This window comes from Candidatus Gracilibacteria bacterium (genome assembly GCA_010119145.1).
In the GTDB taxonomy this organism is placed as follows: domain Bacteria; phylum Patescibacteriota; class Gracilibacteria; order BD1-5; family UBA6164; genus JAACSU01.
In genome coordinates, this window is sequence record JAACSU010000008.1 from 44,665 (window position 1) to 56,717 (window position 12,053).

The 12,053-nt window shown below is 31.7% G+C and carries 8 protein-coding genes; 5 read left to right on the forward strand and 3 right to left on the reverse strand.

The genetic code is table 25. From position 1 onward, the window contains the following. Nucleotides 1-98: 98 nt before the first annotated feature. Nucleotides 99-1,121 carry a YvcK family protein gene (locus GW846_04315; protein ID NDK09979.1) on the reverse strand — a complete coding sequence of 341 codons (1,023 nt, stop codon included), beginning with the start codon at nucleotides 1,119-1,121 and terminating at the stop codon, nucleotides 99-101. Between the two features lie 88 nt (nucleotides 1,122-1,209). Here GW846_04315 and GW846_04320 point away from each other — a divergent pair, with 88 nt between their 5' ends. Next, on the forward strand, nucleotides 1,210-1,677 hold the full coding sequence (locus GW846_04320; protein ID NDK09980.1) for a hypothetical protein: 468 nt from the start codon (nucleotides 1,210-1,212) through the stop codon (nucleotides 1,675-1,677). 16 nt (nucleotides 1,678-1,693) lie between these two features. On the opposite strand, the gene GW846_04325 is transcribed toward GW846_04320, so the two are convergent. After that, a complete protein-coding gene (locus GW846_04325) occupies nucleotides 1,694-3,607 on the reverse strand; it encodes an alanine--tRNA ligase (protein NDK09981.1) in 1,914 nt (637 codons plus the stop codon). A gap of 198 nt (nucleotides 3,608-3,805) precedes the next feature. Here GW846_04325 and GW846_04330 point away from each other — a divergent pair, with 198 nt between their 5' ends. Continuing rightward, nucleotides 3,806-7,720, forward strand: coding sequence for a hypothetical protein (locus GW846_04330; protein ID NDK09982.1), 3,915 nt, complete (start codon nucleotides 3,806-3,808; stop codon nucleotides 7,718-7,720). A gap of 30 nt (nucleotides 7,721-7,750) precedes the next feature. Here the strand turns inward: GW846_04330 and gyrA are convergent, their stop codons facing one another. Beyond that, nucleotides 7,751-10,204 carry a DNA gyrase subunit A gene (gyrA, locus tag GW846_04335; protein ID NDK09983.1) on the reverse strand — a complete coding sequence of 818 codons (2,454 nt, stop codon included), beginning with the start codon at nucleotides 10,202-10,204 and terminating at the stop codon, nucleotides 7,751-7,753. A 297-nt stretch (nucleotides 10,205-10,501) separates the two neighbouring features. Between gyrA and GW846_04340 the strand changes: the two genes are divergently transcribed. Genes GW846_04340 through GW846_04350 form a run of 3 tightly spaced genes read left to right on the forward strand, consistent with a single transcriptional unit; the run spans nucleotide 10,502 to nucleotide 12,005 of the window. Continuing rightward, nucleotides 10,502-11,092 carry a hypothetical protein gene (locus tag GW846_04340; GenBank protein ID NDK09984.1) on the forward strand — a complete coding sequence of 197 codons (591 nt, stop codon included), beginning with the start codon at nucleotides 10,502-10,504 and terminating at the stop codon, nucleotides 11,090-11,092. 16 nt (nucleotides 11,093-11,108) lie between these two features. After that, the gene (locus GW846_04345) at nucleotides 11,109-11,681 is read left to right on the forward strand and encodes a hypothetical protein (protein ID NDK09985.1); all 573 of its coding nucleotides are present in this window, start codon (nucleotides 11,109-11,111) and stop codon (nucleotides 11,679-11,681) included. A 60-nt stretch (nucleotides 11,682-11,741) separates the two neighbouring features. Then, a complete protein-coding gene (locus tag GW846_04350) occupies nucleotides 11,742-12,005 on the forward strand; it encodes a hypothetical protein (GenBank protein NDK09986.1) in 264 nt (87 codons plus the stop codon). Nucleotides 12,006-12,053: the final 48 nt, after the last annotated feature.

Consider the following 12,053-nt stretch of genomic DNA (forward strand, 5'->3'; position numbering starts at 1 on the left):
AAAAATTAGTATTATCTATGTATACGTTTTTTGAAAACTTTTGCAAAAAATAAATGCAAAGTGACTTGCATTATTTCCAATTTATTTTCTCTATTTTTTTACTTAATCCATTGTCGGCAAATGTCAATAAGCACCGCAGCTAATTTATGAGGATCGTGTCTCACGACATCCGATTCGTTCACAAAATCTCGCGCTATTATTTTGTAGGATTTATCTCAAAAATCCATTCATTCTTTCAGCATAACTGGTTTTTTTCCTTCTTCTGTTTTATATTTTTCAATATTTTCTTCTGTAATGATTCATGAATTTACGAGAACATAGTCAATCACGTCTCACGCGTATCTCTCAACATTATTAATAAAATCAGGAAGTTCATAGTTCGTAGTCTCTCCCTTTTTTGTCATAATATTGGCAACATACACCACTTTTGCGTTTGATTCTCGAAATGCTTGTCTGATTCACTTAGATAAAAGAGCAGGAACCACACTTGTATAAAAGTCTCATGGTCAAATGACCACTATATCAGAATGAATAATCGCATCCTTTGCTCTGGGATTGAGGTTTCATTCTCCTCACACTAAAAAAGCATCTTTTACATTTTGATCAAGATTATGATGTCTTTCAAAGACGTTTTTATCTGAAACATCAATGTTCTTTTCACCTATTACTTCAACTCCATCCTCCATACGAACTCATAAATGCACATCCTCCAATGTAACAGGAATCACTTTTCCATGCACATCGAACATTTTACACATTTCATCTAAACCTTTTTCAAATCCTCACGTTATGTCAGCAAGCGCCGTCATAAGAATATTTCCAATCTTATTTCACCCAATTACTCAAGTTTCTCACTCAAATTTGTATTCAAAAAGTTCTCGAACGAGTCCAGTATCTCTTGCGAGAGCTGCAACAGCTCGTCTGAGATCACCAGGAGGAAGCACTCCAAACTTGTCTCGTATTTCTCCAGTAGTTCCTCCTGAATCTGTCATCGCAATAATTGCAGCTAGATTTTTTCGTTCTGTATCTGAGTCATCATGATAAGTCTTGAGTCCATAAAGTACGTTAAATGTACCACTTCCTCCTCCTATCACCGTAATGTTAAATGTGTTTCCAGGCATTGTTTGTTGGTTGGATATTTTAGTAATTGTATTTATTTTTGTTTTAATGTAAAATAGAGAGGAATATATAAATTATTAAACATAAGTTATGGAAAAAATAAAAATTCATAGTGCGAGTAATGATAATAATTTCAAATGAAATATTGTTCGTTTTAGAGAAGATGTAGCTAATGCAGCTTGAAATTTTTTAATACCAGAATCAGAAATAAAAAGAGTGAATTCTGAAAATTTAGAACAAGCTATGTGAGATATTTTAGAATTTCAAGGACAGTTCAATCAGTACATACATACTCAAGGCACTATAAAAGAATATTCTGAGAGTGAAAATGATATAATTTGAATCTTACAAACATTTTATGATTGGAAAAATATTCACTGAGATTATTTAAATCATTATTCCATTATTTGAACATACGAAGCAATAAATAAAAATATTGAAGTAATTGGAAAAATACTTTTATGGAAACTAAATATTGAAAATGATATCATAGAATGAAGCGACCCTTGGGACAGAATAGCCTGGGAAGTAAAAATCAGAAATAAAAAAGAAGCCTAAGGCTTCTTTTTTTTATTTAATCTTTTATGAGAACTGCTTTTATTCTTCGGACTCCTCTCGAACTTGCTTCTTCTTTTTTGATTTTAAACCGTCCCATATCTTTTGAGTTCGCAACATGAGGACCTCCACAGAGCTCTATTGAAAACATTTCTGTTTGAGTTTTCATAGTGTATACTTTTACTACATCTGGATATTTTTCCCAGAAACTTCCTACCACTCACATATCAAGTGCTTCCTGTTTTGGCATTTCAGAAATCGTCACATCAAATCCAGTTGCTATGGCTGCATTCACGAAGTCTTCTACTTCTTGAAGTTGCTCAGCTGTCATTTTATCCTCTTGAGAAAAATCAAATCTAAGTCGTTCTGCTGTAATATTCGATCCTTTTTGAAATACATGATTCCCAAGTACTTTTCTTAGTCCAGCAAGCAGGAGATGCGTAGCTGTATGAAGCTCTGTAGTCGCTTCTGAAGCGTCAGCAAGTCACCCCTTAAACTTTTGCTCTGCTCCAGCTCGAGATAAAGCCTTGTGCTCTTCAAATGCTTTTTCAAAACCTTCCATATCTATAGTAAGACCGTTTTCTTCAGCAAGCTCAGCTGTCAGTTCAACAGGAAAACCATAAGTATCATAGAGTTTAAATGCTTTTGGTCCTGCAATTTGAGTGACTTTTTTTCCACTTCGCTCAAAAGCAATCTGAAATCACGCTATAAGTTTTTCAAACTCTTTAATTCATTTCTCTAGCGTTGTGAGGAATTGTTTTTCTTCGTTTTCTATTTCAGTAATAATGAAGTCTTTTTGTGTCGCGAGCTCACTATAGTGACTACTATATTCAGCGATTACCACTTGTGCAACTTCTGCTGAGAGTCCAGAATCAATTCCTAAATCTCGAGCAAATCTAATAGCTCGTCTGAGCATTCGTCTTGTGAAATATCCTTGGTCTTTGTTACTTGGAGTCGCTCCATCAGCAATCAGAAATACCACAACACGTAGATGATCCATAATAACTCTGAAAGCTTTCGTTTCTTTTTCATTTTCTCCGTATTTTTTTCCAGAAAATTGTTCTATTTTTTCTCGTATTCCATCAAAGAGATCTCCCATAAATACGTCAGGAGTATCATTTATAGCAACAGCAATTCTCTCAAGTCCTCCTCCAAAATCTATATTTTTATGTGCGAGTTCCTCAAATCCATCTTCTGTCTTTTTGTATTGCATAAATACATTATTGGCAAACTCAAGAAATCTCCCACAATCACATGCTGGATGACATGGACTTTCTGTCCACTCAGATTTTTCATGTAAACCGAGATGTTCTCCAAAGTCCCAGAACATTTCTGAGTCTGGTCCTCCTGGTTCTCAAACAGGCATCTTTTCTGGAACTCATGCTCGACTCCACCAATTCTCTTTTTCGTTGTAGTAAAATATTCGTCCTCCTTGCATTCATTTTTCTTCTGCCATATCTATAGCTGGAGCTTCAACTCATGAAGCAGCAAATAACTCTTGCCATAATCACACAGCTTCATCATCTCTTGGAATTCAGAATGCTTCATTTCCACGGTATACTGAGATATACACTCGTTTTGGATCAAGTCCAAATTCATTGATATAAAGGTTAAAAGCCCACTGAATTTGTTCAGATTTAAAATAATCACCCAGTGACCAGTTTCCAAGCATTTCAAAAAATGTCGTATGACGATTATCTCAGATATCATCAATATCAGCAGCTCGGAAACATTTTTGTGAATCTACGATTCGAGTTCAAGATGGATGTTTTTCTCACAGAAGAAATGGTACCATAGGTTGCATCCCACTTCCGGTAAAAAGAGTAGTAGGATCATTTTCAGGAATGAGTGAAGCTGAAGGGACTCGAGTGTGTCCTCGTGCTTCATAATAACTGAGAAACTTTTCTCGCATTTCTTGACTCGATATTTTCATAATATGTGTAAAAAAGTAAGGATAAACCTCACAAAATAAATCCTCAGTATTATACGAATAAATCTCCTGTTTCAAGCCAGAAATATATCTTTTTCAGTATAATTGATTATTTACAAATTATGTCAAGAGATATATCTCGTAAGAATCTTCATAATATGATATTTTAAATGTAATATATTATTTTGCAAGAGCACTCAAATGGCTGATTTTCTTACATCATCTATCGAAAATTCTAAGTGAGAAGAATTAATAAAACAAGAAACTTTAAAAATCCTTGCTCAAGCTGAGGAAGTGAAAGCAAAGTTTAATGATAATGAAGATATAAAAAAAGAATACTCTGATGTGAGATATGCAACAATCTGAGCTCTCGTAAATTTGAAAGCTGAAACTCAGAGTGATTTAGATGAAATTAAAGCTCAGTTATGACAATGAGGAAGTATTGATGCATTTAAGTACTCTGAGGGTGATATTGATTATTGAGAACTAGGTCAAGTAAAGAGAGAATATGATGAATTAGTATCTAAAAATAATGAACTAGAGTGAATAGAAAAAATAGAGTTAGATGCTGCCTCAAAAGCAGCAAATGTAGCCAAGAGTTGATTGCTTATGCTTATGTATTGAGCTGATGTGGTAAATAATTGATTTGATAGTGAAGGTAACTTACTTTGATACAATAATATTGATTGAAATTTTGTTGTATCTCTGGAAGAATTTGAGAAAACTTTAAAAAATGAAGATCCAAGCGAGTGGAATCAATTGGCTCTAATTAATTATTTCAAGATGATTTCAGAACAATGAAAATTTGGGATGAAGGAACTAATTGAAATTATGTGAGCTCAAAATATTATTGCACTAAGTAATTTATGGAATACGCAAAATGGAGACGATAATTCATGACGTGCAAAACAATTTTTTTTAGAAAATAAAGATTTAAGTAAAATTGTAGACTGAATTGAGAATCTTAACTATTCACAAATACTTTTAGAAAGAGATGGATTAGAAGTCCTTTCTCTGTTATTTGATGGCGTGAATATTGAACAAAAAAATAAAATAAAAACAGAGATAAGTGCATATTTTTCTGATTACATATATGAAGGAAAAGATATTTCTGAATTAGAAAACATAGCCTGACAAGAAAATTTATCTGGAATAAATGATGGAATGTACAGGTTTATCATAGAACAAGCTCGAAGAACAATAGTTGCCCAAGAATCAATTAATGTTATGAAGATTACTTATTTTCAAATACCAGGTGTTACAGAAATTTATAAAGCAATGCTGATTATGACATTGCAATGAAATTGAATGGATTCAACTGGTAAAATTTCATTCTCATTTGAAGGTATAAATGATATGATAAGTAAATATAATGAAGATAATTCTTTAAAATTAGAACTTTTTTGAACAGCTCAATCGAACTATCTTGAAAGTTTATTTTCATCTAATTCATTATTGAATCGTTTTACAGAAAATATTGAAAAACTTAAGCATGCTAAGAATAGAATAGAAAGTTTAAGAGTTGAGATAAATAATTTATCCTCTAAACTTAGACAATTAGAATGAACTAGTTCAGTCTGAAATGATAGAAAAAGAGATTTATTAACGATACAACTTGAGAGAAAAAAAGAACAGTTAAGATTATGGTTATATGAGCAAAGCAATACAAGTAAAGAATTAGAAATATCAAGAAATGAATATTATAATATTTGATCATCAATTGATTTTGAGAATAAGATTTTATTTAAAAGAAATATAGATTTTTCAAATAATGAAAATATTGAAGATTATTTAAATAATAGGATTAAAATTTCAACCATTGATAATAAAGAAAATTTATTAAAGCTTTTAGCGTATGATGGAAATAATATTAACATTTCAGAAATTCATAAAAGCTTAAGATGAGATATTGAAATTCTTTGAAAATTATCATGATTCAATTGGTCAAATATAAATCTAATTTCCTCAGATACATTTGTAATTGAAGATGCAAATTCAACAGAATTACTCAATATGCTGTTAATGAATGTTAAGTATTCAGAAAAAAGTATTATAAACAAATTCATCACTGCTAATTTAGATAATTTATGAAATCTTAAGGAAGCAATATTTCAAATACTTATTTCCGAAGATTGAAAATATGAAGATTTTCAAATAAATAATATAAAAAATGTTATAAAAAACTCACAATTATATGTTGAATTTAATGAAGTTGAATTAGATACTATATGAATAAAAAGAGAAGCAGAAAAATTGGAAGTTGAAGAAAGAGAAGAATTTGAAAACATTATAAGTAAAATGAGACAGCCATGATACGACAATTCTCGAGAAAGATGAGAAAATATTGATGACGTATCAATTTTATTATGATACCTAAATAAATATTGAATTGAAGAAGTTAAAACAGGTTTTGCGTACTTAGTAAAAAATGAATCATATTTTCCAACTTATTTTTTACAACAAATAATACCAAATATTCCTTTTAATGAATCAGAGAATTACTATTTTAACTTGGTTTTAAGTTGAATAAACAAAAGGTGAACTTCATTTTCAAAATCTTTAAATGATAGTTATAGGTCAAGTCCACTCGTTATTGAAGAAACTATAAAAATCTGTAGTGAAAACGACTTGAACGAGATTATACAGTTTCTAAATATTGAAGGAGTTGACGATATTTTTGCTGTTTACAGATGATTTGGAAATAATGAGAAAAAAACTGCCAATTTAATCTGGGCAGATATGACTGAAGAAAAAATAGAAAAAATCGGTAAAAATATTCCAACTTCCTATTCAAAAGAAAAAATTGATATATTGCTGTCCATTTTTGATAAAATAAAAATTAAATACAATTCTATTATTCCTATTGAATGAACTATAGAAACATTAAAAGATATAGTAAACGAAGACTGAGAAAAAATTAATTTGATAGAAAGTTTTCTAAGTAATCCCCTTAATTTTCCTTGAACAGTAGAACAAAAAGAAGTTTTGTTACTAGAAATAAATAAAAGATGATTTATTGATTGAAGTATTTCTACTTTGATTACAGAAGTATTTTGAAATGATGAAGAAAAAATATCGTTGTTTACGCAATGATTATTAGAAAGTGTTGAAGAACAAGAACAGCAAGAAAGAGAAGAGAGAACACAAATTTGAATAGAACAAGAACAATTTCCTTCAACATTACTTAAATATTTTGAATTAAATAAAGAAACGAATGAATTTCACCTTTCTAATATAGAAGGTTTAGTTTGAGAATTTAAAAGATTTTGTGATAAAAATAATTTAAAGTATTCAGATAACAGAAACTATAGTAAATTTTTAGAAGAGAATAAAGTAACTAATATTGAGTTAATTAAACTTATTACTATAACATTAGAAAAGGATAAACAGTGAGCAAAAAGAGAAGCACAAATAACTGATCCCGATTGATTAGCTGAGAGAATTGTTAAATGACCTGATACAGTTGATGAATTTAATCAAAATTTAGACAATGATTATGATTCTTGAAAAATTTCTTATTCCTACCCAAATATCAAGACTCAATCTGATTGAAATAAAGCAAACCCACAACATAAATCAAACAATATTTCTTCTCAAAACCTACAAGCTACTTACGATAGCATCAAATCTGAACTGAATCTTACTCCAGAAGAGGCAAAAAGTCTTACGGAAGAAGAAATCAGAATCATAGGTTCAAGTGAAAAAGAAAAACAATGATTTATTCACTTCAAAAAAACTTTAGACGAAAATAACATGCAGTCGTGTTTTCCATTTCGACATCAAATATTTAAAGCTATCTGAAGTCTTAATTTCAATATTTCAGATTGAGACTATATTGGAGAAAATGAACTCAATATTTTTCTTTCTAAGGTTACTTACGCAACACTATGAAAAGATAAAGTACCAGAATTAAAGACGACTCCATCTAATATAGTAGAAACTATGAGAGTAATTCGAAGAGAAAATAAAATTTGATTCTTCTGACAAGTAGACAAAAGTTCAGTGTGAGAAGGATGATGAGTAATTGAAACACTCTTTAGAGAAAAATTTGCACCGAAAGATGCTGGATTTGTATGATTTAAAACTGCAGCATTTCTAGAAGCCTTAAAAGCATAAAAAAAATCCTCTAAAGAGGATTTTTTTATACTATTTAATATTATCAATATCGAGAGTGTCAAGGACTTCCTCGTCTTCGCTTCCTCTGATAATACTTGCTCTCACAATTTCATCATTTTTATTTTTGAGTTTTGTCAGAATCACTCATTGAGTCACACGTGATGTTTGTCTGACTCCTTTGAGATTAAGTCTGATTGTTTGACCAGCTTTAGAAATCAGGAGTATATCACTCTCTTTTCTATCCTCTTCCGTCAAGATTTTAGCTGATACGAGTTTCCCAGTTTTTGCTGTCATAGCCATTGCTTTGACACCAGAGCCACCTCTCTTTTGATTTCGGTATTCCTCTATTTCAGAGATTTTACCAAGTCCATTTTGAGTCACAATAAATACAAATTTATTTTCATCTCATACAATAGCAACTTCTATTACATGGTCTCAAGTTTTGAGATTGATTCATTTTACCCCCGCTGCAGCTCTTCCCATTTCTCTTACATCATCTTCGTGGAATTGAATAGCTTTTCATTCACGAGTTGCGATGAATATACTATCATGACCGGTTGTTGTTTTTACCCATTTGAGATTATCTCAATCTCGAACTCATACAACTTTGAGTCCATTTGCTCGAATATTTCGAACTAAGTCAGTATTGAGCTTCTTCACGACTCAGAGTTCCGAGACAAAGAAGAGATATTTATTTTCTTCACGAGTGATATCCATAATTGCAGCAATCTCTTCATCTTTTTGAAGATTTAAGAGATTCACGATAGGTTGCCCCTTTGCTATACGAGTTGTCTCAGGTATTTCATACGCTGGAAGTGTGAATACTCGACCTTTTGTCGTAAAGAACAGTAGGTCAGCGTGATTGGTAGTAGGAACTACAAGATAAATCTCATCATCTTCTTTTGTTGCTGTAATGATTCATTTCCCTCCTCTTCGTTGTGTTCTAAACGCACTTGATTTAAGTCGTTTTACATAATTATTTTTTGAAAGTACGATAACGATGTCCTCATTAGGAATCGTATCTTTAGCATTAAACTCTCAAACTTTTCCAGCATTCACTCGAGTTTTTCTCTCATCTCCAAATGATTCTTGAATAACGTCGATTTCTCCATCAACAATAGATATAACTCTCTCAGGTTTTGCGAGGATATCTTTAAGGTCTGTTATCAAAATAAGTTTTTCATTCAGTTCATCCTCTATTTTTTGACGTTCAAGACCAGCAAGTTTTTGCAGTCTCATTTCTAAAATTGCATCAGCTTGAAGTGCAGAGAAATCCCATTTAGCCATCAGGTTTTGCTTCGCGTCGTCTCGAGCTTGACTCGCTCGAATTGTTTTGATAATCTCATCAATATGATCAAGAGCTCTTTTAAGTCCTTCTAATATATGAGCTCTTGCTTCAGCGATCCTCAGTTCATAAATAGTTCTACGAGTTACTACTTCTTTTCTATGGTCGATAAACTCAATCAGCATTTCTTTTAAGTTGTAGAGTTTTGGCTGAATCCCTCTTTCTCAGAGAGCAATCATATTAAACCCAAAACTTGTTTGAAGGGTTGTAAGTTTGTAGAGTTGATTGAGAACTTTTTTAGGAAAACTATCTTTTTTGAGTTCTACGATAACTCGAACTCCATCTTTATTAGATGATTCATCTCTGATATCTGAAATCCCTACTATTTTTTTATCACGAACAAGATCAGCCATTTTTTCTATAAATGTCGATTTATTCATCCCGTATGGAACTTCTGAGATATGAATAATTTTTCTCCCTTTTTTATTTTCTTCAATAGTTGCAACTCACCTCACTGTTACTGATCCTCGACCAGTTGAATAGGCAGTAAGAATAGCTTCTTTATCATATACAATACCACCCGTTGGAAAATCTGGACCTTGAACAAATTCCATGAGGTCTTCAATCGTCACTTCGCCGACATTTTCTGAAAGCAAGAGATGCTTAATAGCCTTAAGAAGTTCAGTGAGATTATGAGGAGGAATATTTGTAGCCATACCAACAGCAATACCCATAACTCCATTCATAAGGAGATTAGGAATCCGAGCTGGCATAACGGTAGGCTCTTGTCTCGTTGTATCAAAGTTATCTCTGAAATCTACCGTTTCTTTTTCGATATCAATCAGCATATTTTCAGCCATCTTTGTCATTTTTGCTTCCGTATATCTATACGCAGCAGCTCCATCACCATCCATAGAACCGAAGTTCCCTTGACCATCCACAAGCGGGTAACGAAGTGAGAAATCCTGAGCCATACGAACCATCGCTTCATACACAGAGCTATCACCATGTGGGTGATATTTTCACAGTACATCCCCGACTACGGTAGCTGATTTTCTGTACTTTGCACTTGGACGAAGTCCTTGTTCATGCATAGAATACAAAATCCTTCTGTGAACTGGTTTAAAACCATCACGAACATCAGGAAGCGCTCTACTTACGATAACACTCATCGCATACTCCATATAACAACTCTCCATTTCCTCAGAAATACTTCGAGCACTATCTCAGGTATATACTAAACCCTGAGGGATTATTGGTTCTTGTTCATCTGTATTTAATGCTCCGTCTGCATTCAAATTATCTTGCTCAGCCATGTATTAATATTATAAGAAATAAGTTCTCACTTTTGTGTATTTTACTATACCTAATATACCAAAATATTGGCTTTTCGCAAGGAAAAAGAGAGCTTTATCAACTTATACTACAAATATTATTTGACAATATATAAATTATATATTTAATATGTATAAATTTATTTAATAATTTATTATTATATGAAAAACATACTGTGAGCTGCTGCAATTATTTTAACTTGAACGTCAGCAGTGTGACAAGAAAATAAAGAGCTGAAAATGCTTGAGATTCCACTGGGTTGTGCTGCAATTATGTGAGATGAAAATACAATCGTGACTTGCACCAAGACTGAGTGATTACCAGATATGGATTTTGTAGAAATCTGAGAAGCAATAAGCATTCTGCGTGGAGATACCGCTGATGCTATGATTGCAATAATTAGACAAGAATTTGAAATTCCAAGTTGAGTTATAATAAATGAAAGCATCGACCTAGATTGAGACGGTGTGAATGAAAAATTTATAAGCAATAGTTTGCAGTGAAATTTGGTAGAATGACAAGTAAGTTATTGAAAATTAGATGAAGTAATTGATTGTGTTATATCACATTGATTAGGAACCTGTAATGAGTGAAAAACTCTAGCTGTTCCATACTCTCCCGTTGTTTCAAGACTTACTGATTCAATCACTCTAGATTTATACAAAGAGAGAGAAATTGAATGAGATCCTGATGAGATTATTAATAATACATCAACATATACAACACAATACGATCTATCAACAGCATTATAATACTATTAAAAATAATATGAAAAATTTACTATGAGCTACAGTAATTGCATTATCTGGAACGTGAGCAATTGCACAAGAATCTTCACAAGAAATAAATAATGTAAAATTTTTTGATGTTTGAGATTTTTGTTGAGCTACTAAAATAGATATTTGAACTATTTTAACTTGTGTGAATAAACAAAAAATGGATGAGCTCAAATTAGCTGCAACATGAAATTATGTAGTGAGTAGTAGTTGAGAAATTACAGACTTGTTATGAATGGGATATTGAGCTCTAGACAAAGCATTATCTATAGATGCGGATAATGATTGAGATGTAGATTTGGAAATATTCATGAATAAAAAAACTGGTCAATTTAATGCCAATTGAAACTGAGTCTATACAATACTTCCAGAATCATATGATTGTTCTTGAAATAAAAATGTATTTACCTGTAGCGAAGAAACTCAAATAGATGAAACATGAGTTCAGTGTAGTGAAAATATGAGAGATACACATACATTTTTTCTATCACCTTTTGATTGAAACACTTCAAAGAAAGTAATAACTGAAAAAATTAAATTTTGTCAAAGAGATGAACAAATATAAAAAAGAGAGTGAAGTGATATAATATAAATGAGCCAGTGTTTTTAACTCCTAAATTCTTCTATGAATTTTAAATGAATGATACTTTGAGCTTGATTAGCTCTTTGAACAGCTACTTGAGTTGCAGCAGAATGAACGTGTGAATCCAAACAAGATTGAGATATAATAATTGTGCAATGTAAAACAAAAGAAATAATTGAAGAAATCTGTTATTTATCCGGAGTTACTGGAACTGATTGTAATCTCAATTCATCTCCATACACTGTGAAACTCTATTCTCCCAATTGAAATGGAAGTTGAGATACTCAAGAAAATACAAAGACTTAGTTTGCCCTCATCTGCTTTCTCGATACAATATCTGAGAAAGTTTTTTTA